This window comes from Bradyrhizobium sp. 18BD (assembly GCF_054185225.1).
This window is the reverse complement of the sequence record NZ_JAVAYL010000002.1, coordinates 46,334-72,114: the sequence shown is the minus strand read 5'-3', so window position 1 is coordinate 72,114 and position 25,781 is coordinate 46,334. Positions and strand designations below refer to the sequence as shown.

24 protein-coding genes are annotated in these 25,781 nt (G+C 63.8%); 14 read left to right on the top strand and 10 right to left on the bottom strand.

The features are described from left to right. Positions 1-28: 28 nt before the first annotated feature. Positions 29-526 (bottom strand): pantetheine-phosphate adenylyltransferase, encoded by a 498-nt coding sequence (gene coaD, locus RAD16_RS03505; protein ID WP_458156490.1) that lies wholly within the window; start codon positions 524-526, stop codon positions 29-31. Between the two features lie 293 nt (positions 527-819). On the opposite strand from coaD, the gene RAD16_RS03500 reads away from it, so the two are divergent. Further along, positions 820-1,077 carry a hypothetical protein gene (locus RAD16_RS03500; RefSeq protein WP_458156489.1) on the top strand — a complete coding sequence of 86 codons (258 nt, stop codon included), beginning with the start codon at positions 820-822 and terminating at the stop codon, positions 1,075-1,077. Between the two features lie 197 nt (positions 1,078-1,274). Beyond that, positions 1,275-3,128 (top strand): potassium transporter Kup, encoded by a 1,854-nt coding sequence (locus RAD16_RS03495; RefSeq protein ID WP_458156488.1) that lies wholly within the window; start codon positions 1,275-1,277, stop codon positions 3,126-3,128. A gap of 103 nt (positions 3,129-3,231) precedes the next feature. Here RAD16_RS03495 and gyrA read toward each other — a convergent pair whose 3' ends face one another. Beyond that, positions 3,232-5,976 carry a DNA gyrase subunit A gene (gene gyrA, locus RAD16_RS03490; RefSeq protein ID WP_458156487.1) on the bottom strand — a complete coding sequence of 915 codons (2,745 nt, stop codon included), beginning with the start codon at positions 5,974-5,976 and terminating at the stop codon, positions 3,232-3,234. A 167-nt stretch (positions 5,977-6,143) separates the two neighbouring features. Next, the gene (locus RAD16_RS03485; RefSeq protein WP_458156486.1) at positions 6,144-6,542 is read right to left on the bottom strand and encodes a DUF2306 domain-containing protein; all 399 of its coding nucleotides are present in this window, start codon (positions 6,540-6,542) and stop codon (positions 6,144-6,146) included. A 301-nt stretch (positions 6,543-6,843) separates the two neighbouring features. On the opposite strand from RAD16_RS03485, the gene RAD16_RS03480 reads away from it, so the two are divergent. After that, positions 6,844-7,194, top strand: a complete 351-nt coding sequence (locus RAD16_RS03480) for a low molecular weight protein tyrosine phosphatase family protein (RefSeq protein ID WP_458156485.1) — start codon at positions 6,844-6,846, stop codon at positions 7,192-7,194. An 11-nt stretch (positions 7,195-7,205) separates the two neighbouring features. On the opposite strand, the gene RAD16_RS03475 is transcribed toward RAD16_RS03480, so the two are convergent. Next, complete coding sequence (locus RAD16_RS03475; RefSeq protein WP_458156484.1) at positions 7,206-7,700, bottom strand: single-stranded DNA-binding protein; 495 nt, start codon at positions 7,698-7,700, stop codon at positions 7,206-7,208. Between the two features lie 451 nt (positions 7,701-8,151). Between RAD16_RS03475 and RAD16_RS03470 the strand changes: the two genes are divergently transcribed. From RAD16_RS03470 to RAD16_RS03445, 6 genes are all read left to right on the top strand, one after another. After that, entirely contained in the window at positions 8,152-8,931 is a 780-nt protein-coding gene (locus tag RAD16_RS03470; protein ID WP_458156483.1) for an outer membrane protein, read from the top strand. Between the two features lie 236 nt (positions 8,932-9,167). Further along, on the top strand, positions 9,168-9,836 hold the full coding sequence (locus RAD16_RS03465; protein WP_458156482.1) for an outer membrane protein: 669 nt from the start codon (positions 9,168-9,170) through the stop codon (positions 9,834-9,836). A gap of 230 nt (positions 9,837-10,066) precedes the next feature. Then, complete coding sequence (locus RAD16_RS03460; protein ID WP_458156481.1) at positions 10,067-10,819, top strand: outer membrane protein; 753 nt, start codon at positions 10,067-10,069, stop codon at positions 10,817-10,819. A gap of 149 nt (positions 10,820-10,968) precedes the next feature. After that, positions 10,969-11,721: an outer membrane protein gene (locus tag RAD16_RS03455; protein ID WP_458156480.1), complete on the top strand. Its 753-nt coding sequence runs from the start codon at positions 10,969-10,971 to the stop codon at positions 11,719-11,721. 350 nt (positions 11,722-12,071) lie between these two features. After that, entirely contained in the window at positions 12,072-15,053 is a 2,982-nt protein-coding gene (gene uvrA / locus RAD16_RS03450) for an excinuclease ABC subunit UvrA (protein ID WP_458156479.1), read from the top strand. A 121-nt stretch (positions 15,054-15,174) separates the two neighbouring features. Next, positions 15,175-15,738, top strand: a complete 564-nt coding sequence (locus tag RAD16_RS03445) for a DinB family protein (RefSeq protein ID WP_458156478.1) — start codon at positions 15,175-15,177, stop codon at positions 15,736-15,738. A gap of 9 nt (positions 15,739-15,747) precedes the next feature. Here the strand turns inward: RAD16_RS03445 and RAD16_RS03440 are convergent, their stop codons facing one another. After that, positions 15,748-16,284 carry an RNA 2'-phosphotransferase gene (locus RAD16_RS03440; protein WP_458156477.1) on the bottom strand — a complete coding sequence of 179 codons (537 nt, stop codon included), beginning with the start codon at positions 16,282-16,284 and terminating at the stop codon, positions 15,748-15,750. Between the two features lie 73 nt (positions 16,285-16,357). Between RAD16_RS03440 and RAD16_RS03435 the strand changes: the two genes are divergently transcribed. Continuing rightward, complete coding sequence (locus RAD16_RS03435; RefSeq protein WP_458156476.1) at positions 16,358-16,681, top strand: hypothetical protein; 324 nt, start codon at positions 16,358-16,360, stop codon at positions 16,679-16,681. Between the two features lie 49 nt (positions 16,682-16,730). Here the strand turns inward: RAD16_RS03435 and RAD16_RS03430 are convergent, their stop codons facing one another. Beyond that, positions 16,731-16,958, bottom strand: a complete 228-nt coding sequence (locus RAD16_RS03430; RefSeq protein WP_458156475.1) for a DUF433 domain-containing protein — start codon at positions 16,956-16,958, stop codon at positions 16,731-16,733. Positions 16,959-17,050: 92 nt separating this feature from the next. Here RAD16_RS03430 and RAD16_RS03425 point away from each other — a divergent pair, with 92 nt between their 5' ends. Both RAD16_RS03425 and RAD16_RS03420 read left to right on the top strand, forming a co-directional pair. Beyond that, positions 17,051-17,692 (top strand): HAD-IA family hydrolase, encoded by a 642-nt coding sequence (locus RAD16_RS03425; protein WP_458156474.1) that lies wholly within the window; start codon positions 17,051-17,053, stop codon positions 17,690-17,692. Between the two features lie 29 nt (positions 17,693-17,721). Beyond that, positions 17,722-18,648: a nucleoside hydrolase gene (locus RAD16_RS03420; RefSeq protein WP_458156473.1), complete on the top strand. Its 927-nt coding sequence runs from the start codon at positions 17,722-17,724 to the stop codon at positions 18,646-18,648. Between the two features lie 54 nt (positions 18,649-18,702). On the opposite strand, the gene RAD16_RS03415 is transcribed toward RAD16_RS03420, so the two are convergent. The 3 genes from RAD16_RS03415 to RAD16_RS03405 form a co-directional block, all read right to left on the bottom strand. Continuing rightward, the gene (locus tag RAD16_RS03415; RefSeq protein WP_458156472.1) at positions 18,703-18,933 is read right to left on the bottom strand and encodes a hypothetical protein; all 231 of its coding nucleotides are present in this window, start codon (positions 18,931-18,933) and stop codon (positions 18,703-18,705) included. Between the two features lie 191 nt (positions 18,934-19,124). Further along, positions 19,125-20,078, bottom strand: a complete 954-nt coding sequence (locus tag RAD16_RS03410; RefSeq protein ID WP_458156471.1) for a YVTN family beta-propeller repeat protein — start codon at positions 20,076-20,078, stop codon at positions 19,125-19,127. A gap of 2 nt (positions 20,079-20,080) precedes the next feature. Beyond that, positions 20,081-20,647, bottom strand: coding sequence for an SRPBCC family protein (locus tag RAD16_RS03405; RefSeq protein WP_458156470.1), 567 nt, complete (start codon positions 20,645-20,647; stop codon positions 20,081-20,083). Between the two features lie 1,340 nt (positions 20,648-21,987). On the opposite strand from RAD16_RS03405, the gene RAD16_RS03400 reads away from it, so the two are divergent. Together RAD16_RS03400 and RAD16_RS03395 are read left to right on the top strand one after the other, a co-directional pair. After that, the gene (locus RAD16_RS03400) at positions 21,988-22,413 is read left to right on the top strand and encodes a hypothetical protein (RefSeq protein WP_458156469.1); all 426 of its coding nucleotides are present in this window, start codon (positions 21,988-21,990) and stop codon (positions 22,411-22,413) included. Between the two features lie 417 nt (positions 22,414-22,830). Continuing rightward, complete coding sequence (locus RAD16_RS03395; protein WP_458156468.1) at positions 22,831-24,900, top strand: DUF1217 domain-containing protein; 2,070 nt, start codon at positions 22,831-22,833, stop codon at positions 24,898-24,900. 13 nt (positions 24,901-24,913) lie between these two features. Here the strand turns inward: RAD16_RS03395 and RAD16_RS03390 are convergent, their stop codons facing one another. Beyond that, entirely contained in the window at positions 24,914-25,774 is an 861-nt protein-coding gene (locus tag RAD16_RS03390; protein WP_458156467.1) for a PCC domain-containing protein, read from the bottom strand. Positions 25,775-25,781: the final 7 nt, after the last annotated feature.

Genomic DNA, 25,781 nt, shown 5'->3' with positions numbered 1-25,781 from the left:
GGATCAGGTGAGATGAAAAAGCGCGCCGTTATCCGGCGAATTTTGCCTTGAGCTGGGATGCAACGAGCGGCGGTACGAAGGCCGAGATGTCTCCGCCCATGCCGGCGATCTGGCGCACCAATGTGCCGGTAATCGGGCGGACCAATGGAGAGGCCGGCAGGAAGACGGTTTGCACTTCGGGCGCCATGGTGCCGTTCATCCCGGCGAGCTGCATCTCGTAGTCGAGGTCGGTGCCGTCGCGCAGCCCCCGAATCATGATGGTCGCGCCGTACTTGCGCGCCGCGGTGACCGCGAGATCGTCGTAGGTCACAGCCTCGAGCGTGCAGCCGCCCTGGGCCGCCACCGGCCCGCAGACGTCATGAAGCATCTTGAGCCGCTCCTCGGTCGAGAACAGCGGCTTCTTGCCGGGATGGATCCCGACCGCGACCACCAGCCGGTCGCACAGCGGGGCGCTGCTCCGGACCACGTCCAGATGGCCGTTGGTGATGGGGTCGAAGGAACCTGGGTAGAAGGCAATGCGCGGCATGGCCCCGTCCTACCGCGCCCGGCCCGGCCCGGCAAGCCGGACAGGTTCCTTGCCCGTTTTCCCGCTGGTTTCCTGCTGGTTTCCTGCCCGTTTCCCGCAAATTGTGCCGCCGCTCATGTCGGCAGCCGGCCGTTTGTTTCGTCCTGAAGGGGCCCACGAAACAAAACGGACCGCGAACGAAACCATTTCCGCCGCCCGCGAAGACGTCCGGAAACTGGTCATGGTTAGTAATTCACCCAACGAATGACGGGCCGCACACTAGGCGCTAGCGGCCGCATCACAGGGGACCGTCAATGATCAAGACCTTCTCGGCCATCACTGTCGCTGCGTTTGTTGCCGCCGCCCTCACCGTCCTTCCCGGTTTCGCTCCGACCGTCGAAGCGAGCGTTCCGCAGCCGCTCGCCAAGAGCGACCGCCTCGATATCCGCACCATCGGCAAGGATTGCTCGCAGCAGGCCTGGCCGAACTTCGAAGCCTCCTGCCTGCGCCAGGCCGGCACCAAGGCCAACATCCGCGAGGCTCGCCTCGTGACCGCCGACCGCACGCCGTAGTTGCTGCTGTCAGCTTCGTGTCAGAGAAGCTTCCAGATATAAATTTCATGGATATTTGCGACGTCTCGTCGCAGACTGTCTGATGCTCGCGCTCGTCGGAATGGCCCGTCGGGCGCGATCCCATCGGGGGGTCGACATTGTCCAGTACGCCCGCAGTCGCTTCCGGTCATCACCACCCTGACCCTCTGCCGCTTGCCATGACCATGGGCGCCCTCGGGGTGGTCTATGGCGATATCGGCACCAGCCCCCTCTACGCCCTGAAAGAAGCCGCCAAGGCGGCTGCCCATGGCGGCACCCTCAGTCACGACGCTGTCCTGGGCGTTGCCTCGCTGATCCTCTGGGCGCTGCTGCTGATCATCTCGCTGAAATACGCGCTGCTGATCCTGCGAGCCGACAACCGCGGCGAAGGCGGCATCGTCGCGCTGCTGGCGCTGCTGCATGCCCGTCACGCCCAGCCCGGCACCTGGCGGGCGCATCTGCTCGTCGTCGGTCTCGTCGGCGCCGCGCTGCTTTACGGCGACGGCGCGATCACGCCGGCGATCTCGGTGCTGTCAGCCATCGAAGGTCTCAAGGTCGACGCGCCCTCGCTCGCGCCGGTCGTGGTGCCCGTCACCGTCGCCATCCTGATCGGCCTGTTCATGATGCAGAAGCAGGGCGCTGGTTTCATCGGCCGCATCTTCGGACCGGTGATGCTGGCCTGGTTCGTCGTGCTCGCCGCGCTCGGCATCCACGGCATCGTCAAGGCGCCGGCGGTGCTGGCCGCGCTCAGCCCATTCTATGCCTTCGACTTCCTGATCCACCAGGACTTCCACATCTCCTTCGCCATCCTCGGCGCCGCCTTCCTCGCGGTGACCGGCGGCGAAGCCATGTATGCCGACATGGGGCATTTCGGCCGCCTGCCGATCCGGCTCGCCTGGTTCGCGATCTGCCTGCCCGCGCTGGTGTTGAACTATTTCGGCCAGGCCGCGCTCCTAATCACCGATCCCACGATGATCGAGAACCCGTTCTTCCAGCTCTGCCCCGACTTTCTGCACTATCCGCTGGTCGCCTTCTCGACGGTCGCGACCGTGATCGCCTCGCAGGCGATCATCTCCGGCGTGTTCTCGCTGACCCAGCAATCGATCCAACTCGGCTTCCTGCCGCGCATGCAGATCCGCCACACCACCAGCGATGCGATCGGCCAGATCTATGTGCCGCTGGTGAACTGGCTGCTCGCCGCTGCCACGCTCGGCGCCGTCCTGAGCTTCGGCACCTCGGAGGCGCTCGCCGGCGCCTACGGCATCGCGGTGTCGCTGCTGATGGCGATCACCACGCTGCTCGCGGCCCTGGTCGCGATCCAGTGGGGCTATTCGCCGTGGCTCGTGGTGGCCGTGAACGGCTTCTTCTTCATCATCGACCTGATCTTCTTCTCCGCCAATTCGATCAAGCTGTTCGAGGGCGGCTGGTTTCCGCTGCTGCTCGCCGCACTCGTCGCCTTCCTGATGCTGACTTGGCGCGGCGGTGTGAAACTGGTCGAGGCCGCGCGCGGCCGCCTGCGCCAGCCCGAGGAGGATCTGATCGAGACGGCGGTGAACAAGTGCAGCGCCAGGCTGCCGGGCACGGCCGTATTCCTCGCCTCGGCGCCGAACGGCGTACCGCTGGCGCTGACGCAATTCGTCAAGCACAACCACGTCCTGCACGAACGCATCGTGCTCGTCACCGTGCTGATCGAGGAGGTGCCGCACGTCTCCGACGAGGCCCGCGCCGAGGTGATCGAGATCATATCCGGCATCACCCGCGTGGTTCTGCATTACGGCTTCATGCAGAACCCGACGATCTATGAGGGACTGACGCTCGCCTGTCGCCAGGGCAAGCTGCCCGGCATCGATCTCTCCGACATCACCTATTACGTCGGCCGCGAGACCATCATCCCGCGCGAGGACGTCCCGGGCATGTGGGTCTGGCGCGAAGGCCTGTTCGCCTTCCTCCAGCGCAATGCCGAACGCTCCGCCGCGTTCTTCGGCGTGCCGACCAAGCAGGTCGTGGAGTTCGGCACGGAGCTGGAGATCTAGCGCAACTGCGTAGCCCGGATGGAGCGAAGCGTAATCCGGGACTATCGAAGCTTGGCAAGAACCCGGATTTCGCTTCGCTCCATCCGGGCTACGGGGCTACGCGTTACTCTCCGTTCGTCTCCGTATTCGCCCCATTGCCGCTCTCGGCCTCTTCCGTGATGTGCTCGACCGACACCACGTGCTCATCCTCGGCGGTGTCGAACACGATCACGCCCTGCGTCGACCGGCCGGCGATGCGAATGCCTTCGACCGGGCAGCGGATCAGCTGGCCCTTGTCGGTCACCAGCATGATCTGGTCGGCGTCTTCCACCGGGAAGGACGCGACCAGATTGCCGTTGCGGTTGTTGACGCTCATGGCGACGATGCCTTTGCCGCCGCGGCCCGTGGTGCGGTACTCGTAGGACGAGGTCCGCTTGCCATAGCCGTTGACGGAGACGGTCAGCACCACCTGCTCGGCGGCCGACATCTCGACGTAGCGCTCCTGCGGAAGCTGGAAGCTGCCGGAGGTCTCCTCCGGCTCGGCATCCGCCGGGGCTTCCTCGGTTGCAGCCTCGCCGGCGACCGCGCGGCGCATCTTCAGATAGGCCGAGCGCTCATCGGATGTGGTCTCGACATGGCGCAGGATCGCCAGCGAGATCACCTTGTCGCCCTCGCCGAGCGCAATGCCGCGCACGCCCATCGAGGTGCGCCCGGTGAACACGCGCACGTCGGGGACCGGGAAGCGGATGCACTGGCCGCCGGCGCCGGTCAGCAGCACGTCGTCACGCTCGGTGCAGATCTGCACGTCGACGATCGCCTCGCCCTCGTCGAGCTTCATGGCGATGATGCCGGAGCGGCGGACGTCGACGAAGTCGGACAGCTTGTTGCGCCGGACGTTGCCGCCTGTCGTGGCGAACATCACGTCGAGCTGGGCCCAGGTGGATTCATCCTCAGGCAGCGGCATGATGGTGGTGATGCGCTCGCCCTGCTCCAGCGGCAGGATGTTGATCAGCGCCTTGCCGCGCGCATTCGGCGCGGCCATCGGCAGCCGCCAGACCTTTTCCTTGTAGACCTGGCCGCGTGACGAGAAGAACAGCACCGGTGTATGCGTGGAGGCCACGAACAGGCGGCTGACAAAGTCTTCGTCGCGGGTCTGCATGCCGGAGCGGCCCTTGCCGCCGCGGCGCTGCGCCCGGTAGGCCGACAGCGGCACGCGCTTGACGTAGCCGGCATGGGAAACGGTGACGACCATGTCCTCGCGCTGGATCAGGTCCTCGTCCTCGACCTCGCCTTCCTGCTCCATGATCACGGTTTTGCGCGGGGTGGCGAACTCGGCCTTCACCTCGGCCAGCTCGGTCTTGATGATGTCGAGGATGCGGGCGCGCGAGCGCAGGATATCGAGATAGTCGCCGATCTCGCCGGCGAGCTTTGCCAGCTCTTCGCCGATCTCGTCGCGGCCGAGCGCGGTGAGGCGCGCCAGCCGCAGCTCGAGGATCGCCCTCGCCTGCTCCAGCGACAGACGGATGGTGCCGTCTTCGTTGATGCGATGGCGCGGATCATCGATCAGCGTGATGATGTCCTCGACGTCGCGGGCCGGCCAGTCGCGCGTCATCAGGGTTTCGCGCGCGGCGGCCGGGGTCGGCGAATGCCTGATCACGCGAATGATCTCGTCGATATTGGCGACCGCAATCGCAAGGCCAACCTGCTCATGCGCGCGTTCGCGCGCCTTGCGCAGCTTGTACTTGGTGCGGCGGGTAACGACCTGCTCGCGGAAGCCGACGAAGATCGTCAGCATGTCCTTCAGGTTCATCGTCTGCGGACGGCCCGAGTCGAGCGCGACGGCGTTGACGCCGAAAGAGGTCTGCAGCGGCGTGAATTTGTAGAGCTGGTTGAGCACCACGTCGGGCACGGCATCGCGCTTGAGCTCGACGACCACGCGGTAGCCGTCGCGGTCGGATTCGTCGCGCAGGTCCGAGATGCCCTCGATCTTCTTTTCCTTGTAGAGCTCGGCGATGCGCTCGACCATCGTCGCCTTGTTCACCTGATACGGGATCTCGGTGATGACGATCGCCTCGCGCTCCTTGCGGACCGTCTCGAACTCGACCTTGCCGCGCATCACGATGGAGCCGCGGCCGAGATGATAGGCGCTGCGGATGCCCGCGCGTCCGAGAATGATGCCGCCGGTCGGGAAATCCGGGCCCGGGATGATGTTGTTGAGCTCGTCGATGGTCAGCGACGGGTTGTCGATCAGCGCGACGCAGGCGTCGATCACCTCGCCGAGATTGTGCGGCGGGATGTTGGTGGCCATGCCGACCGCGATGCCGCCGGCGCCGTTGACCAGCAGGTTCGGGAACCGCGCAGGCAGAACCACCGGCTCGCGCTCGGAGCCGTCATAGTTGTCCTGGAAATCGACCGTGTCGTCGTCGATGTCCTCAAGCAGCTTCAGTGCGATCTTGGTCAGGCGGGATTCGGTGTAGCGCATCGCCGCGGGCGGATCGCCGTCGACCGAGCCGAAATTGCCCTGTCCGTCGATCAGGGGCGCGCGCATCGAGAAGTCCTGCGCCATGCGCACCAACGCGTCGTAGATCGCCTGGTCGCCATGGGGATGGTACTTACCCATGACCTCACCGACGGCACCGGCGGACTTCTTGTGCTTCTTGTCCGGCGTGTCGCCGCGATTGTTCATCGCGTAGAGGATGCGGCGATGCACCGGCTTCAACCCGTCGCGCGCATCGGGCAGCGCGCGCGACACGATCACGCTCATGGCGTAATCGAGATAGGACTTCTTCATCTCCTCGTAGATCGAGACGGGGCGAATGTCCGAGGGTTGCGCCGGCTGGTCGCCGGGCTTGTTGTCGTCGTCAGCCAAGGGGAATCCGATGAAGTTTTATCTGGGAATCATATAGCGCATCGGCCCCCTGATAACCACCCTTGCGAGGTCCTGGGAAGCGCTTTTTCCGACTGTTTTTCCAGAGACTTACGCCCTTCCCGGCATCGCCCGGAGCGGGGCCGCAACGGGTAGTGCGGAACCGCTGCTTACGCCCCGAAAATCACCCGGTGCATGATGCGTCCGGGCACCAGCGTGAATAAGCCCGCCACCACCAGCGCGCCGATGAACGTCATGATCATGATGCGCCGGTGATCGGCGACGCGGTGGGTGTGTGCCCGCCACACCGCGAGCGGCAGCATGACCAGCGTGAAGATCGATAGCAGGTGGATCGGGCTGAACGGACCGACCAGGCGGATCTGGTGGATCCAGAAGGACGACGCGGCCACCGCGACCATCAGCACGACCCAGATCCAGCCGACCGTCCGGTGCGGCAGCGTGCCCTTGGGGGCGGCGAACTGGACGATGCCGAGCACGAACGCCGCCATCGCCGCGAAGGCGTGCAGCGGGATCGCCGGAGCGGCGTCAAACAATGGCGCAAGGCTCATGTGGCGCGTCCTCCGGTCGGGAATCGGCCATGTGAATAGGATTAACATGAAGTTAATACCATTCACATGGCAGCCCGTCAAAGGCTTGAGGCAGCACATGAGGCCAGCCCGGAAAAACCGAGCTTAGCCCGGCAATTGGCAAGAAATCTTGTCGCCTCACGCGAGCAGAGAGCCCGGGGACGAAACGCATCCCCCGGCTCATTTTCGTCAGCGAGGAGAAGGCGTGTATGTAACCAGAATCCGGCGCGATCTACCGCCGGATCGATCGGGCTGTCCCCGATCGTTCTCCTGGAGCGGTGAAATGACCAACGTCCTGTTCGTCTGCAGCGCCAACCGCCTCCGCAGCCCCACCGCCGAACACGTGTTTTCGACCTGGCCGGGGATCGAGACCGACTCCGCGGGCATCTCGAACCATGCGGACGTGCTGCTGTCCACCGAACAGGTCGAATGGGCCGACATCATCTTCGTCATGGAGAAGACCCACCGGAACAAGCTGAACCGGAAATTCCGCTCCAGCCTGAACGGCAAGCGGGTCATCTGCCTCGACATTCCGGACGACTACGAGTTCATGGATCCGGTCCTGGTCCAGATGCTCGAAAGCCGCGCGGGCCGCTTCCTGTCCGGACCCGCGCCTGATCGTCCCACCCCGTAGAAGGCCTGGCCTCAGAACGGGATGTCGTCGTCCATGTCGTTGTTGCGGCCACCGCCGCCAGCGGCCACGGCACGGCGCGGCGCGCTGCTGACCGGACCGGAGGAGCCGAAATCGCCGCCGGATTCATCGCCGAAGCTGCCGCCTCCCCCGCCGCCGCGACCGTCGAGCATCGTCAGGGTCGAGTTGAAGCCCTGCAGCACGACCTCGGTGGAGTACTTCTCGACGCCGCTCTGGTCGGTCCATTTGCGGGTCTGGAGCGCGCCCTCGATGTAAACCTTGGCGCCCTTCTTCAGGTACTGCTCGGCGACCTTGCAGAGCCCTTCATTGAAGATCACGACGCGATGCCACTCGGTCTTTTCCTTGCGCTCGCCGCTGTTCTTGTCGCGCCAGGTCTCCGAGGTCGCGATGCTCAAATTCGCGATCGGCCGCCCGTCCTGGGTGCGGCGGATTTCGGGATCCTTGCCGAGATTTCCAACCAGAATGACCTTGTTGACGCTTCCCGCCATCGCCGCTCTCCACTCCGAATGCCACTGAATTTCAAAAGGCCGAGCCCGCACCGCGATGCTCTGCCGCCCTGTTGAGGCGACCCTATACGCTTGCGAGGGCTGCTCAGCCCGTCACCCCTCAGGTTATCCCCACATATAGCATCGACCTCAGGTTTGTTCCAGATTTGTTCCTGCAACTTCGATCGTCCGTGGCTTGGGCTTGAAACCGGGAACATGTGGCAAAAAGCCTGGCGCCACATGGAACCTTTCCGGGTTCCCGTGCGCACAGAAAAGCGCTTAACATTCATCAAGTTAGACCCAACTCAGATGTCGCCGAACTGTTGCTTTTCGGAGACGGACTCTGCCTCCCCGCCAAGCTACGCTCGACTTTGGAATTGAGTTCATATGGGCGTCGCGCCTGATTAGCCGCTTCGGGGACAACAAGAAGCGGACTGAAACTGGGGAGACTGCAATGAATAAGATTTTGTTTGGTGCAATCGGTGCAGTGGCGTTGGGCCTTTCGGCTCCTGCAAGCGCAGCAGATCTCGCTGCGCGTCCCTACACCAAGGCTCCGGCTCCGGTGATCGCCACGATCTACGACTGGAGCGGTTTTTACATCGGCATCAACGGCGGCGGCGGCTCCAGCCACAAGTGCTGGGACTTCGTCACGCCCGTCACCGGCACTCTGCTCGGCGAAGGTTGCCACAACGCCACCGGCGGCACGGTCGGCGGCCAGGTCGGCTATCGCTGGCAGTCTGCCAATTGGGTGTTCGGCCTCGAAGGCCAGGGCAACTGGGCCGATTTCTCCGGCGACAATGTCAGCACGACGTTGTTCGGTACGGGCCTTCGCGATCGGTCCAAGATCAACGCGTTCGGTTTGTTCACCGGTCAGGTCGGCTACGCCTGGAACAACGTCCTGCTCTACGTGAAGGGCGGCGGCGCAGTGGTGAGTGACCGCTACCGGAGCTACGACACCGTCACCGGCCTCGAATTCGACCGCGCCAACGAGACCCGCTGGGGCGGCACCGTGGGCGCCGGCGTCGAGTTCGGATTCGCACCGAACTGGACGGTCGGCATCGAGTACGATCACCTCTTTCTCGGCAACCGCACCATCGGCTTCAGCGGTTCCGGCAACTTCCTGATCGCCCCGCTCGGCGCCGCCACACGCTCAGAGCGCATCGGTCAGGACGTCGATATCGGCCTGATCCGTGTGAACTATCGATGGGGTGGTCCAGCCATCGCCAGATACTGATATCCCGCTGATATCGCTAGGATTAAAAAGGCCGGCTTCGCGCCGGCCTTTTGCTTGGCGTTCCCAATTCGGTACAATGGGTCAGCTATTATTACGTTTTGTGACTGCTGTTGCTCTTTGGGCACACAACTTGCGGCTTTGCTGGTGTAAGCACGACGTCAGTTGGACCACGATGTCCGATCCTGCTTCCGACGCACGGAAGTCAAAATAGAAACTGGGACTGGGATTTGTTGAATATGAAGAAGATTTTCTTGGCTTCGGCCTGTCTGCTCGCCCTCACCGGTGCCGCGTCGGCTGCCGACCTTGCGGCTCGCCCCTACACCAAGGCTCCGGTGGCAGTGGCTTCGGTCTACAACTGGACCGGCTTCTACCTCGGTATCGTCGGTGGCGGTGCCTGGGAAGATGCGAACAGCCCGCGCATGCAGGGCGGGTTCGTCGGCGGCACCGGCGGCTACAACTGGCAGACCGGCAACGTCGTGTTCGGCGTCGAGGCTGATGGCTCGTGGGCTGACGTCAACGCCTCGGCGACTGCACTCGGCATCACCGTCGCCTCGAAGACCGACGCGCTCGGCACCGTCCGCGGCCGCATCGGCTATGCCGTCAACAACATCCTGTTCTACGGCACGGGCGGTTATGCCTGGATCGACAACAAGATCAGCGTCAGCGCGCTCGGCGTGACCCTCTCCGACAGCAAGTGGCACTCCGGCTGGACCGTCGGCGCTGGCGTCGAGGCGTTCTTCGCGCCGCAGTGGTCGGTTAAGGGCGAGTACCTCTATCGCAGCCTCGGCAGCGAGAACTACTTCTCGAATCTCGGCGTTCCGCTCGCTTCCGGCACGCTCAACTTCCACACCGTGCAGGTCGGCGTGAACTATCACTTCGGCGGCCCGATCGTCGCGAAGTACTGAGCTTCGTCTCACGACCGACGTCACATCGTCACGAAAGGCCGGCCTCGCGCCGGCCTTTTTGTTTTTGGCGCCCGACCCGCTCACCAGCATTTTCGGCCAGATGTGGCACCCGGGTGACACAACTTTTGGCTTTAGTAGTGTAAGGCAATGACATCAGTTGGGTCATTGGAGTCCGCTGCTCTTCCGCCGTCCGGAAGGCCACAACGAGAATCGAAACTGGGGAATCGATAATGAAGAAGGTTTTGCTGGCTTCGGCCAGCCTGTTCGCACTCAGCACGTTGGCACCGGCCTCGGCGGCCGATCTGGCGGCCCGCCCCTACACCAAGGCTCCCGTGGCTGTCGCCTCGGTCTACAACTGGACCGGCTTCTACATCGGCGCCAACGCCGGCGGCGGCTCGAGCCACAATTGCTGGGATACGACCTCTGCGTTTGGCGTGGCCGTTCCCGTCACGGCTGAGGGTTGCCACAATGCGACCGGCGCCATCGTCGGCGGCCAGATCGGCTATCGCTGGCAGTCCACCAACTGGGTGTTCGGCGTCGAAGCCCAGGGCGATTGGGCTGACCTGAAGGGCTCGAACACCAGCTCGCCCGCCGCTTTCTCCCCGCTGGTGAACACCACCAAGATCGACGCACTCGGCCTCTTCACCGGTCAGGTGGGCTACGCCTGGAATAACGTGCTCTGGTACGTGAAGGGCGGCGCGGCCGTCACCCACAACAAGTTCAGCGGCACCCTGCTTGGCGTCACGTTCGGCGACGCGAGCGAAACCCGTTGGGGCGGCGCCGTCGGCACCGGCATCGAATTCGGCTTCGCACCGAATTGGTCGGTTGCCGTCGAATACGACCACCTTTTCATGGGCAAGCACACCGACAGCTTCACGGTGCTTGGCGCCCCCTTCCGCGCCGACAGCATCAAGCAGGATGTGGATATGGGCACCGTCCGCCTGAACTACACCTTCGGTGGCCCGGTGGTGGCGAAGTACTGAGCTTCGCCTCGCCTACCGACGTCACATCGTCACGAAAGGCCGGCCTCGCGCCGGCCTTTTTGTTTTCGCGGGACACCGCGCCGAGCCGTCAAGGAATCGTAGGGCGCAAATCGCCCGCGCGAATTGGCTTGATGAGTTTGGGACGTGACATGAAAACCTGGGCGCTGGCCACTGTCGGCTCGTTCGCACTCGGCGCGGCTGTACCCGCCGGTGCCGCTGATCTTCCGCTCTACAAGGCGCCTGTGGCGCCGATCGCCGTCTACGACTGGAGCGGCGTCTATGCCGGCCTCAATGGCGGCGGCGGTTGGGCCCATGCCTGCTGGGCGGTGACCAGCGCGATTGGCGTCGCGGTCGATCCGGCGCTCGGCGAAGGCTGCCACAACGCCGGCGGCGGCACGGTCGGCGGACAGCTCGGCTATCGCTGGCAGAAGTCGCACTGGGTGTTCGGCCTCGAGGGCCAGGGCAACTGGGCCGACTTCAAAGGCAGCAATGTCAGTCTGGTGCTGGCACCACTGTCCAACCAGACCAAGATCGACAGCTTCGGCCTGCTCACCTGTCAGATGGGCTATGCCGTCAACAGCCTCTTGCTTTACGGCAAGGCCGGTGCAGCCGTGGCCCACGACAAATATGACCAGTTCATTCCGGGCGCCGTGCCGACCTTCAACAGCGTCAACCAGACTCGCTGGGGCTACACCATCGGCATCGGCATGGAATGGGGCTTTGCCCACAACTGGTCAGTCGGCGGCGAGTACAATCACGTCTTCCTCGGCCATCACAGCGCAGACTTCGCCACGCTGGTTGGCGGCCTGGCCGCGCACACCGAGCGGATCGGTCAGGACATCGACATGGGCCTGATCCGCATCAATTACCGCTGGGGCAACCCGGTCGTCGCGAAATTCTGAGCAAGAATACCGAAGCAAGAGTTTCTCGCAGGAACCTCCAAGTCCTGATCGGTAAGTCCTGATCGGTGCGGATCGCCCCAACTCCGCATCCAACCGCGAACGAAGGGCCGGCCTCGCGCCGGCCCTTTGCGTTTTGCTCGCGCTTTCCCGGCCTGTTCCGCGCCCCCCTGCTGCCAGATGCCGCCAACGCGCCAACAAACCGTTGACGATTCGCAAGTCCCACTGGAAATCCGCCTCCGTTCTTCCTACGTTCGCTGCCAACCCCATTGGCGCCGATCCCGGTTCCGGGCGAAGCGTGCCTTTACGTTGGCGCGATCGCGCGCTTTTGGGATTCCTTGAGGGCAACCCGGATGGATGAAGTGATCAAGGCGAAGCGCCAACAGCAGAACGCGGGCTCGAGCCTGCGCGCAATTACGATCCGTGGCGCGCGCGAGCACAACCTCAAGAACATCGACGTCGAGATTCCCCGCGACAAGCTCGTGGTGTTCACCGGCCTCTCCGGCTCCGGCAAATCCTCGCTCGCCTTCGACACCATCTACGCGGAAGGGCAGCGCCGCTACGTCGAGTCGCTCTCGGCCTATGCGCGCCAGTTCCTCGAGATGATGCAGAAGCCCGACGTGGACCAGATCGACGGCCTCTCGCCGGCGATCTCGATCGAGCAGAAGACGACCTCGAAGAACCCGCGCTCCACCGTCGGCACCGTCACCGAGATCTACGATTACATGCGCCTGCTCTGGGCGCGCGTCGGCGTGCCCTATTCGCCCGCCACGGGCCTGCCGATCGAAAGCCAGACCGTCTCGCAGATGGTCGACCGCGTGCTGGCGCTGCCTGAGGGCACCCGCCTCTATCTGCTCGCCCCCGTCGTGCGCGGCCGCAAGGGCGAGTACCGCAAGGAGCTGGCCGAATGGCTCAAGAAGGGCTTTCAGCGCGTCAAGATCGACGGCACCTTCTACGAGCTTGCGGAAGCGCCGACGCTCGACAAGAAATTCCCGCATGACATCGACGTCGTCGTCGATCGCATCGTGGTGCGCGCCGATATCGGCCAGCGCCTCGCCGAAAGCTTTGAGACCGCGCTGAAGCTCGCCGAGGGCCTCGCCGTGGTCGAGTTCGCCGACGCACCGGCGGCCGCGCCCGCGGAAGAGAAGGAGAAAAAGAAGACCGCAAAAATCCACGACAAGAGCGGGCCCGAGCGCATCCTGTTCTCGGAAAAGTTCGCCTGCCCCGTCTCCGGCTTCACCATCCCCGAGGTCGAGCCGCGCCTGTTCTCGTTCAACAATCCCTACGGCGCCTGCCCCGCCTGCGGCGGCCTCGGCGTCGAGCAGCATGTCGACGAAGACCTCGTCATCCCCGACAAGGAGCTCGCGATCGGCAAGGGCGCGATCGCGCCCTGGGCCAAGTCGTCGTCGCCCTATTACACGCAGACGCTGACGGCGCTCGGCAAGCACTACAAGTTCACACTGACCACCAAGTGGAAGGATCTGCCGAAGAAGACGCAGAACGCGATCCTCCATGGCTCCGGCGATGACGAGATCAAGTTCTCCTACGAGGACGGGGTGCGCTCCTACGACACCAAGAAGCCGTTCGAGGGCGTCATCACCAACATCAACCGCCGCTATCGCGAGACCGAAAGCGAGTGGGCGCGTGAGGAGCTGGCGAAGTATTTCCACGATGTGCCCTGCGGCGCCTGCAACGGTTTCCGCCTCAAGCCCGAAGCGCTCTGCGTCAAGGTCGGCAGCAAGCACATCGGCGAGATCTCGGAGCTGTCGGTCCGGAAGGCCGGCGAATGGTTCGAGACCGTGCCCGACGCGCTGAACGCGCAGCAGAACGAGATTGCGGGGCGGATCCTGAAGGAGATCCGCGAGCGCCTCACCTTCCTGCTCGACGTCGGCTTGAATTACCTCACGCTCTCGCGCTCCTCCGGCACCCTGTCCGGCGGCGAGAGTCAGCGCATCCGCCTCGCCTCGCAGATCGGCTCGGGCCTGACGGGTGTGCTCTACGTGCTGGACGAGCCCTCGATCGGCCTGCACCAGCGCGACAATGCGCGCCTGCTCGATACGCTGAAGCGCCTGCGCGATCTCGGCAACACCGTGGTCGTGGTCGAGCATGACGAGGACGCCATTCGCCTCGCCGACTACGTGCTCGACATCGGCCCCGGCGCCGGCATGCATGGCGGCCACATCGTCGCCGAAGGCACGCCCGCCGAGATCATGCGCAACCCGAAATCGCTGACCGGCAAATACCTCACCGGCGAGCTCGAGGTCGAGGTGCCGGAGCGGCGTCCGCCGAACCATCGCCGCACCATCAAGGTGGTCAACGCGCGCGGCAATAACCTCAAGAACGTCACGGCGGAAATTCCGCTCGGCCTGTTCACGGCCGTCACCGGCGTCTCCGGCGGCGGCAAGTCGACGCTGCTGATCGATACGCTCTACAAGGCCATCGCGCGCAAGCTCAACGGCGCCAGCGAAGGCGCAGCCCCGCACGACCGCATCGAGGGCTTGGAGCATATCGACAAGATCATCGACATCGACCAGTCGCCGATCGGCCGCACCCCGCGCTCCAACCCTGCGACCTATACCGGCGCCTTCACGCCGATCCGCGAGTGGTTCGCAGGGCTCCCCGAAGCCAAGGCGCGCGGCTACGAACCGGGCCGCTTCTCCTTCAACGTCAAGGGCGGCCGCTGCGAGGCCTGCCAGGGCGACGGCGTCATCAAGATCGAGATGCATTTCCTGCCCGACGTCTACGTCACCTGCGACGTCTGCAAGGGCAAGCGCTACAACCGCGAGACGCTCGAAGTCCTGTTCAAGGGCAAGAGCATCGCCGACGTGCTCGACATGACCGTCGAGGAAGCCGCCGAGTTCTTCAAGGCGGTCCCGCGCGTGCGCGAGACTTTTCAGACCCTGCACCGCGTCGGGCTCGACTACATTCACGTCGGCCAGCAGGCGACAACTCTCTCGGGCGGTGAGGCGCAACGCGTCAAACTGGCAAAAGAGCTGTCCAAGCGCGCCACCGGCCGCACGCTCTACATCCTGGACGAGCCGACCACCGGCCTGCACTTCCACGACGTCAAGAAGCTGCTGGAAGTGCTGCACGAGCTGGTCGCGCAAGGCAACACGGTCGTGGTCATCGAGCACAATCTCGAAGTCATCAAGACCGCCGACTGGGTCATCGACCTCGGCCCCGAAGGCGGCGACGGCGGCGGCGAGATCGTCGCCTGGGGCCCGCCGGAAGATATCGCGAAAGCGCCGCGGAGCTACACCGGCAGGTTTTTGGAGCCGGTGCTGAAGAAGGCAAGGAAGCCGAAGCGGCGGAGCACGAGCGAGGCGGCGGAGTAACGGCTTTGGCCGTAGGGCGGATTTAGCGAAGCGTCATCCGCCACTGCCCTTCGTAAGACCGGTGGGCTAGGCTTCGTCATGCTCGCCCGACGAACCACGCAGGACCCGGGAAAGGACCGACATGTCCGCAGGACTCGTCCAAACCTATCGCGCCTTCGCCCACAACAATGCCTGGGCGAACCATCGCCTGCTCTCCGCCTGCGCCGCGCTATCCCAGTCGGAATTCGACGCCCACCGCACCGGCTTCTTTCCAAGCCTGCAACGTACGCTGAACCACATCTACATCATCGACCTCTTCTACATCGATGCACTCGAGGGTGGCTGGCTCGGACCGGCGGCCTGGAAGAACGAGGTGCCCTTTCCTGCCCTCGCCGCGCTAAAACCTGCGCAAGCCGCGATGGACCAGCGCCTGATCGCCATCTGCGACGCCCTGACACCTGCGCGGCTCGATGACGTCGTGAAGATCAACCGCGATACGCGCGTGCAGACCGAGCGGTGCGACCGGCTGCTCATGCATCTGTTCCAGCACCAGATCCATCATCGCGGGCAGGCGCATGCCATGCTCTCCGAGACGGCCGTCGCGCCGCCGCAACTCGACGAGTTCTTCGCAGAAGGCGAAGCGCCGCTCCGGGCGGCCGAGTTCGCCGAGCTCGGCTGGACCGAGGAGACCGTCTGGAAATCCTAGCGGTGTAAGCTACGCCAAAAACTCCGGCGGCACATGGTCGGTCAGCCACACGCCATTGTCTGCGCGAAAGAATGTGAAGCCCCTGGCATGCATGCCGCCGGCATCGACCTTGAAGATGTGCGGCTTGCCGTGGCGCTGACCGACGCGCTGCGCCGTCGCCTCGTCGGAGGACAGGTGCACCTGCTGGCGCGCCTGCGGCTTCAGGCCCTCGGACAGGATCGCCTCGACGAACCGTGTCGCCGTGCCGTGATACAGGATTGACGGTGGCTCCTGCGCCGCCAGGCCAAGTTCAACCGAGACGGAATGGCCTTGCGCAGCGCGAATGCGATCAGCGTCGGGTGACAGTGAGAAGCGCTTCTTGTCGCTCTCTGCGACAACCCGCAGCAGATCGTCACGGCCAAACCTTGTGCCGGCAGCATTTGCCTTGGCGACCAAGTCGTCGACGCCGGCCCAGCCTTGCGAATCCAGCACGAGCCCGATCGCGTCCGGCTGATGACGCAAGATGAGGCTCAGAAACTTGCTGAGCTGGGTGTCATTGATCGGCATGGTTTCCCTTCCAGTCCCGCACCTCTACACTTACGCGTTCGACAAGGCCAGATGAGGCGATCTGGAGGGAGCGATGCCCAGCCGAACCTACACACTCTTCCGCAACGCTATCCTTGCCGGACAGCAGGTGACCTGCGTCTACGAGGGCCGACATCGCGAGCTTTGCCCGCATATCATCGGCACCGACAAGAGCGGTGAGGAAGCCGTGCTGGCCTGGCAATTTGCCGGCGAGAGCAGCGGGCCGCTGCCACAATGGCGATGCCTGAAGCTGGCCAACGTCGGCAGCGCCCGGGCACGCGACGGCCGCTGGCACGAGGGCGGCTCGCATCGGACGACACAGACCTGCATCAAGAACATCGATCTCGACATCAATGTTCACGTGCGCAAATTGCGGTGAGCGCCGCTAGCTGCCGACGAATTCGATGACCGCCTCGCCCCGCGGCAAGCTACTTAGCCGCTATGATCGGGTGATCGACCTGACGAGCGGCAAAGGCGAGCACCGCGTCGATGTCAGCCGCTTCCAGATATGGATAATCCTCGAGGATGCTCTCCCGCGACTGTCTCGCAGACAACAGCCCCAGGACGTCGGCAACCGTGATGCGCAGATCGCGAACGCAGGGGCGCCCATGCATACGCAGGGGGTCGATCGTAATCCTTGCCAGTAGCTCCGACATCTGTCACCTCTGGGGATATTCAATATAGCATCTTCGAGAGCATCTTTCAGCGCATCGCCATCAGGTCCGACGCTCGCACTTTTTCCTCCTCCATGCCCTATTCCCTCGCCATCTTCGATCTCGACGGCACGCTCGCCGACAGCTTTCCGTGGTTCCTGCGCACCATCAACGACGTTGCCGATCGCTTCGGCTTTCGCCGCGTCGCCGATGAGGATGTCGAGGGGCTGCGGCATGCGTCGACGCGCGAAATCCTCTCTCGGCTCGAGGTGCCCTTGTGGAAGCTGCCGGCGATCGCGCGGCATGCGCGGCGGCTGAAGGGTGAGGCGGCGGCGGAGATTTCGCTGTTTGCGGGCGTCGAGGCGATGCTGCGGACGCTTGCCGAAAACGGTGTGCAGCTCGCGCTGGTCACCTCCGACAGCGAGGCCAATGCACGCGAGAAGCTTGGCGAGGCCGCCGCGCTGTTCGCGCATTTCGACTGCGCAGCATCATTGTTCGGCAAGCCCGCGAAATTCCGCCGGGTGATCCGGCGCGCGGGCGTCGAGGCGAGCAAGGTCATTGCGATCGGTGACGAGGTCCGCGACATCGAGGCGGCACGGGCCGTGGGCATTGCCTGCGGCGCAGTCAGTTGGGGCTACGCGGCCCCGGCGGCGCTGCGGGCGCTTGCGCCCGATTACATGTTCGCGCAGATGGATGAGATCGCGGATACGATCTGCCTGACGCCGGCAAAAGCCTGATACACAATCACCCCCTCAAGGAGACGGTGATGACACTCACGGACGCAGCCCGCCTCAAACTCCTCACCCCGCCGGCCGGCAAGGTGCGTGTCGTGCTCGACACCGACACCTATAACGAGATCGACGACCAATTCGCGCTGGTGCAGATGCTGCTGTCGCCGGAGCGTTTTGACGTCGAGGCGATCTACGCCGCGCCGTTCTTCAATGCGCGCGCCGACAGTCCCGGCCACGGCATGGAGCTGAGCTATCAGGAAATCCTGCGCCTGCTGGAGCGCCTGAACGTTGCGCCAGATGGCCTGGTTCATCGCGGCGTCACTGATTATGTCGGCCCCGGCAAGACGGCACGAACCGCTCCCGCCGTCGACGACCTCGTCGCCCGGGCGCGCGCGGGCTCGCCGGACAATCCGCTCTACGTCATCGCCATCGGCGCCATCAGCAACGTCGCCTCGGCACTTCTCAGAGCGCCCGACATCATCGATCGCATCGTGGTGGTCTGGCTTGGCGGCCATGCCCTGGAGTGGCCCGACACTATCGAATTCAACCTCAAGCAGGACGTCGGCGGCGCGCAGGTGCTGCTCGACAGCGGCGTCCCGCTCGTCCTGGTGCCGTGCAGAGGCGTGACCTCGCGCCTTCACAGCACGGTGCCGGAGATCGAGCGCTACGTCGAACCCCACGGCAGCATCGGCGCCTTCCTTGCTCAGAGGTTCAAGGAGTATTCCGGGGATCACATGGGCTGGGCCAAGGAGATCTGGGACATGGCGCCGGTCGGCTGGCTGCTCAATCCCGCATGGGCACCGAGCGTCATCATCCCCGCCCCGGTTCTTAACGAACAGATGACATGGAGCGTCGATCGCCGGCGCCATCCGATCCGCTACGTGACCTATGTGGATCGCAACCCGATCCTGAAGGACTTTTTCATGAAGCTGCGGGACTTCGCCGCGTCGAAGGTGCCGTAAGGCGGATTAGCCCGCGGCTGCGCAGAGACCGCAGTCCGCTGGCTACCTACGCTGCTACACACCGTCGCGCGGCGGCTCGTGCTTCTCCATCGACAGCGCGATCCGCTCCAGATAGCCGTTCATCCGCCGGGTCTCGACGACCTGCTGCTCGTAGAGCTCGATCAAGCTCACACCCGACTTGGCACGCGCCTGCATGCCGGCCCGCCGGGAGAACCAGAACCACAGCCCGATCAGCACCAGGAATGGCAACCACGACACCGCAAGCTCAACCCATTTGCTATTCATTCAAAATATCTCCACGCCCCGCCGCACGTCCGGCACGGTCAATCCCGGATAGCATCTGTCGGCTCAGAGCGACATCCGGTTCGATGCGCGGTGCCGTAGCCCGGATGAGCGCAGCGATATCCGGGAAGCCCGGGGGTTAAGGAGAACTCTTTCCCGCATATCGCTGCGCTCATGCGGGCTACAAAACAGCCCTACTCAGTCTTGCGCAGGAACGCGCCGAACGCGCGCGGGCCGTCGCCGGTCTTGACCTCGCCGATCACCTTCAGCTCGGCGGCATCGATGATATCGAGCGTGTTGCTCTCCCAGCAGGCGACGATGACGCGCTTGCCGTCGGCGGTGGCGTTGATGCCTTCGGGATAGTCGCCGACATTGATGCGCTTGACCGGCTTCAGTGTCGCCAGGTCGAACACGCTGACGGTGCCGCCATATTGGTCGGTGACGAAGCCGCGCCCCAGCGTCAGCGCCACCGCATAGGGGCGCATCCCGACCGGCACGCGACCGATCTCGTTGCCAGCAGCGATGTCGATCACCGAGACGTCGTTGGACCCGACATTGGCGGTGTAGGCGCGCTTGCCCTCGGCATCGATGGTGACGCCGAACGGTCGGGTGCCGACCTTGATGACCGCCTTTTGCTCGCGCGTCGCGGTGTCCACCACCGACACGCTGTCGTCGTCGCGGTCCGCCGACAGCAGCAGCTTGCCGTCAGGCGTCACCGCAAGCCCCGAGGGTGAAGCACCGACCGCGATGCTGGCGGTGACGCTGCGGCTCGCCGTGTCGATCACCCGCACCGCCGCAGCATACCAGTCCGCGACATAAACCGTCTTGCCGTCGGGTGCGACGGCAATGCCGAGCGGTCCGCCGCCGACCTCAATGCGGCCGGCGACCTGGCGCGTGGCGGCGTCCACCACCGTCACCGCCTTGGCATCGGGGCTCGTCACATAGGCAAAGCGCCCGTCCGCGCTGACGGCGACGCCCGCCGGCTTGCCGCCGATCGGGATGGTCGCAACGCTACGCGCGGAGGCGAGATCCACGACCATCAGATCGTCGCTGAGCTGGTTGGTGACGAACGCCTCTTCGGCGGACGCGCAACCGACACCCGCGCGGCAAAGGCCGGCGGCGAGCGCCGCCAGGACCAGCGCGCGCACGGTCAGCTTCCGCTCTCGAGCTTCTTCTTGAGCGCCTCGAGCCCGGTCTTGTAGAGCCCGCTCACCGCGGTCTTGGCCGCCTCGTCACTCAGCTCCGGCGGCGGGTCGTTGTTGGGAAAGCCGCGGTAGAACGCGCCGGCCCATTCCAGCGTCGAGCCCTTGCCGTCGGCGCTCGGCGTCACCATCAAGGTCGAGGAATAATTGGTGACCGGCAGCACCTTCACGTCCACATTGGTGATCCGGTAGGAATAGGTCATCGCGGCCGCGTCGAACTTGTAGAGCTCCTCGTCGATGGTCGCGCCGCCGGTCAGGGTCAGCTTCCGCGTCGCACCGATCTCGTTGCCCTTCTCGCCCTCGGTCTTGGTGACGGGGGGCAGCCAGCTCATGTCCTGGAAATTGCCGAGCGCCGCCCACACCTTGGCCGGGGCTGCGTTGATTTCGATGGATTCCCGCACCTTCTGCCGGGTCGGCCCGTGGGCCCGGGCCGGCTCGAACCCAGCCGTGAAGGCCATCCCCGCCACCACCAGCGCCGCCACCCCGGCGATCGCCGTTCCGCTTCTCATCCTCATCTCGTTTCCTCACTCTTGGATCTGCGCGACTTGAGGCGCGCTGCGGTCATGGTAGCGCATTTTTCGACCATGGCGAGACTGGTTCGCGGCGCCGCTGTGGCGGGCCGAGCCCCATCCACGCCATCCCTTGCGTTGCCCGACGGGCAAAACACACGAGATCAGGGGCAATCCATCGGAAGCGAAATAATTCGCTTTACGCGAATTCGGAATTATCGCATATTGTGGCCATCCCAGCCCGGTCCGAGGGGCGTATCGCGATCGTCACGACACGCGGGGTGGGACGTGGTGGACGCGGGCAGCGCCGGCGCGATGGTGGTTTGCAGGGCGGCTCGCGCCGTGAGCAACACCCCGCGCGCACACGACCGGTGCAGCCCAGCGTACGGCAAAATCGTGTGGTCCTGGCGCCCGGGGTCTGTGCGCCAAGTCTTGTCGTGATGTGTCCTGCCCGACCCGGGCGCGCGCATCAGCGATCGGCAAGGCGACGGGGGCAATAGTGCATCGCTCCCCGGGGAGAGCGCGACATAAGCCGTAAAACCACTGCGCAGGGAAGGCCGGATGTTGGGCTTCACCTGTATGCCGCTGTGCATTACTTCCAGCGCATTACGCGCACAGCGGACCGCGGGTGCCAGCCGGCACCCGGCCTTCCCTGCGCCCTCGGCACTTTCGAGGGTGGCGAATGCCGCAAAGCTCGGGTCGGACAGGCCGCGAGAATGGGAAACCGCGTGTGCGGTTGAGACAGGAATGCGCGACGCTCTCGTGCCCCGGACGCAGCGCAGCGCCCCTTTGGCGGTGCGCTGCAGAGCCGGGGCCCATCCATCAGCGATCCGCGCGGCTTCCTGGGTCTCGGCTCAGCGCCGCAGCGCTTCACGCTGCAGCGCGTCCGGGACACGAATGGAGCGCAGTCCTTTGGTGCTGGCCGAAATAGGCCACTCGCAGATGTGAAATAGGCCACTAATGTCCATCGAATCGATATCGCCCTCTGGTAGGCTCTCCCTCAGAAAACAATGCCGGGGGGCATATGCCGGACGAGTTTGGAAGACTGACGTCGCAGGATCACGCCATCATAAAGCGATGGTGGGAAACCAAATGGAAGGGGCCGGTTACCTGTCCGGTGTGCAAAACGAGCGAATGGGTCACGGCCGATCACCTTGTCGTCGACCATCGCTTGGGAGCATATTGGGCTACCGATGGGACGGCTGCATATCCAAAGATACTAGTTACTTGCACAAACTGCGCCTACACAATGGCGTTCAGCGCGGTGCAGATGGGCGTCAGCCCGCCTTACGATGCATCTCGCGACTCGACGAATTTGCCCGCTCTTCCTGCAAAGGAGGAGCACCGTGGATAAGAACATCCCAAAGTTTTCGGATGCCACTGCCGGAGCTGCAATGCGGCCCCAATATATGGGGCGCACAGTGACGACTTACCCTGTTAGTGAATCTGAGATGGAGCACATTTCGTCGCTCAACGATCAAGTAACAACGCGATTTTCTTTAGCTAGTTTCCATGCTGCGCTCGCTGCTGGCATCTGGACCAATGCAGCCTTCGCCACAGAGATGTCGAGCCTCGCATATTTGTTCACGTATTTCGTTGCGCCGTTTCTCTTGGCAAACGCAATAGGTTGGATAATTGCTGGCTTTATCGCCCGCAGCAAAAAGGCTTCTGCATGGGAGAAGATAAAGCGGGAAGCTGAGCCGATGCAAACATTCGCGCAGGCGGCCGGTTTAGTCCTTACTGGACATACGCCACGTAGAGGGGGGCGCTAACTGCGGCTCCCTTCGATTACGATAAATTTCCGCCGGCGATCCGGCGGGGTCTCAGTGGGTAGCGCAGGCGCCACGGACAGCGCAGCGTCAACAAGCTGCGCAAGGTCCAAGCCTTGTCAGACACTCCCAGCGACTTCGCAGGCGTCGTCCGTAAGGCTTCAGGCCAGTGCCAGTCCTTCGATTTGAACAAATCGGGAACGCAACCCCCACGAAAGCTGCATTTGAGAAACATATGGAAACAACCAGAAACAATAACGGCATGCGGCATCTGGACGAAAACTGAAGCCTGAGATTGATTCGAAATCGCCTTAGGAAACGAAGCCCTGAGACAGTCTGCTGGCATGAGGCCGGCTCCCACCTCGCGACCCGGCAATGATTGACGGACGTCCGGGACACTAAAGCCGCGAGGAATGCGCGATGGTCACAACGTATTTCAGCTACAACTACATTGCGCACAATCTCAAGCAGTCGCTGACGCGGGTCGGGCAGCAACCGGACGTGGCGCGCGAGGCGGCCTATTACAAGGCCAACATCGGCAAGGTGAAGAACGCCGACGATTTGATGAAGGATTACCGCCTTTATCATTACGCGACGAAGGCCTATGGGCTCGAAGACATGGCCTACGCCAAAGCCTTCATGAAAAAGGTGCTGGAGAGCGACCTCTCCGACCCCAACAGCTTCGTCAACAAGCTGGTCGACAAGCGTTACCGGGAGTTTGCCGCGGCATTTTCCTTCAAAGGCAGTGCAACGCCGGTTGCGCAATCGGCTAACCAGACCGACGACATGATCGGCCTGTACACGGCGACCAAGCAGAAGCAGGTCGACGCACTTGCCGACGACTCCACGTATTACAGCGCCCACATCGGCAACATCACCAGCGCGGACCAGTTGCTGAACGACGACCGCCTTCGCAACTATGTCTATTCGGCATTCAAGATCGATGAGAGCAAGTGGCCGCGTGACACGATCAGTCAAGTCCTGCGCAGCGATCCGTCCGATCCGACCAGCTACGTCAGCACCACTTTCACGTCTCAGTTGAGCGGCCTTAACGCCCAGCTCACTCAGGCCAAGTCGGATGCCGCTGCCGCCACTCAGAAGATTGCCGACTACAAGGCTCAACTGTCGCAACCGGGCGCCGATGTGACCCAGTTGAAGGTCCAGATCCTGGTCGAGCAATATCACCTCGATACATCCAACAGCACCGTATCCGGCCTCAACGACCAGATCGCGACGATTGGCAACTTTGTAGATCTGGCCGGCGCGTTCGAGTTTTCGCCGGACGGGTCGCTTCCGTCAGGTGTGTCCGCGCAGACGGCCGCAAACGTCACACTCACGAAAGACCGGTTCGACGACAGCAAGTCCGCCGTTTATGCAGCGGCAAGCCCGCTGAGCGAAGCCCTGGCCATCAAGCAGTTCGGGAACGCCATCCCCACTGTCAAGTCGCTCCAGGCGTTCCTATCGACACCCGGCGTGTATGATTTTGCGCTGGGCGCCGTCGGCCTCGATCCCAAAGCGGTCTCGCAGGACACCATCAAGGCCGTCCTCGAAAGCGACATCAACAACCCCAAGAGCTTCGTCTACACCCTCAAGGACGATCGCTACGTCCAGCTCGCGCGCGCCTTCAACTTCGATGCAAAGGGCAATCTGACGACCCCCCTGGTGGCCCAGGATCCTGCTCAAGTCCTCGATATCGCGAAGAACTACGTCATCGCAGCGCTGAAAGACGCAACCCCTCAGGAGCAGAAGGCAGTTCGGGCGCAAGCCCAAAAAGACGCGACGGCCTATCAGGAAGCCATCGCAGACGTCAGAAGCGTGTCCGGCCTGCTGGCCAACCGGAAGATGATCGATTTCGTTCTCGTCGCCAAGGGCCTGGATCCCAAGAAGGTCAGCACCGAATTTCTCAAGAAGATCTTCGCCTCCGACCTGAGCAATCCCAAGAGCTTCGCGAACACGCAGAGCGATCCTCGCTATGCTGAAATCGTGGCGTCGTTCAATTTCGACAGCAACGGCAACGTCGCGCGCTTGCCGATGATGGGTCCGCAGGAACGGGATCAGTTCCGGGAAACCCAGGCGAACTATCTCCAGCAGAGCCTGGAGCAGCAGCAGGGAGATACGAATCCCGGCGTGCGCCTGGCGCTCTATTTCCAGCGCAAGGCGGGCGAGATCACGTCCGCATACGACGTCCTCGCCGACAAGGCGCTTTCGGAGGTGTTCAGGACCGCCTTCGACCTGCCCGACTCCATGGCCGCAATGCCGATCGATCAGCAAGCCAAGTTCGTGGACAAATTCATGAAGATCAAGGATCTGTCCGATCCCGCGAAGGTGGAAAAGCTGCTGAACCGTTTCTCAGCCATGTATGACATCAGAAACAGTCAGACCACCGGGCAAGGTTCATCTCCCCTGCTGAGCCTCTTTCAGGGATCAGGTTCAGGGTTCAGCGAATCCACCTTCCTGGCCATTGCCAAGCTAGGGTCCAGCCCGCGATGATCGCGCGCCGATACTAGCTCAGCACCTCGAGCACCAGCTCCATGGTCATCAAGACAGGGTTGTCGCCACGGATCAGACGGCCGTCCGCAACGCCGCCGGTGTAGTCGATCAGCGCAACGTCGAGCGCGGCTTCCAGCGCACCGGACGAGCCGGGCGCGATCGTGCCCGCCGTGATCGCGAGCTCTGTGGCGAACGGCTCGGTGACGCCGCCATGGGTGAAGCGCCCGCCGATGGTCGAGCCGACGCCGCCGTGGATTTTCGCGCGCGCGATGCCGCGGGCGCGGCAGAACTCTTCGAGGCAGCCGGCAAAATCCTGATTGGGCCTCAGCCGTAGCGCAAAGGCGCGGCTCGTCGTGCGCGCGGGCGTGCTCGCGGCCGCGACCGGGCCGAACAGCTTGAAGTTGGTCTCGGGGTCGGGCTCGGCGAGGAACGTCGCGCCATCGATGCCGAAGGCTTCGACCGCGAACGGCTCGGCGACGATGGTTTCATCCGGCATCATGTGGCCGCCGCCCGCCTTGCCGTCCGCCTCCATCCAAAGTCCGTGGCAATGAAAGAACGGCGCGCCGTCGCGCATCCCGAGCGTCATGCTGCCGAGCCTGGTGTGCGTCAGGCCCTTGGGCCGATACGTGTCGCTGTAGAAGGCGGCATTCTCGCCGGTCTTCGACAGCGCCGGCATCACATAGGCGAACGGCCCGAGCGCACCGCGGCCAAAGTTCAACACGCCGCCCGCAAAACCTTCCGCCGCAAAGCCGCGGCGTGCGGCTTCCAGCAGCGGCAGGCCTGCTTCAAGCGTGAACGAGAAGGCACGCCCCCTCGCCTCGACCCATTGGATGCGTTCGGCGACGGGTGCGCCCGGCTGCTTGATACTCCGCATCACCCGC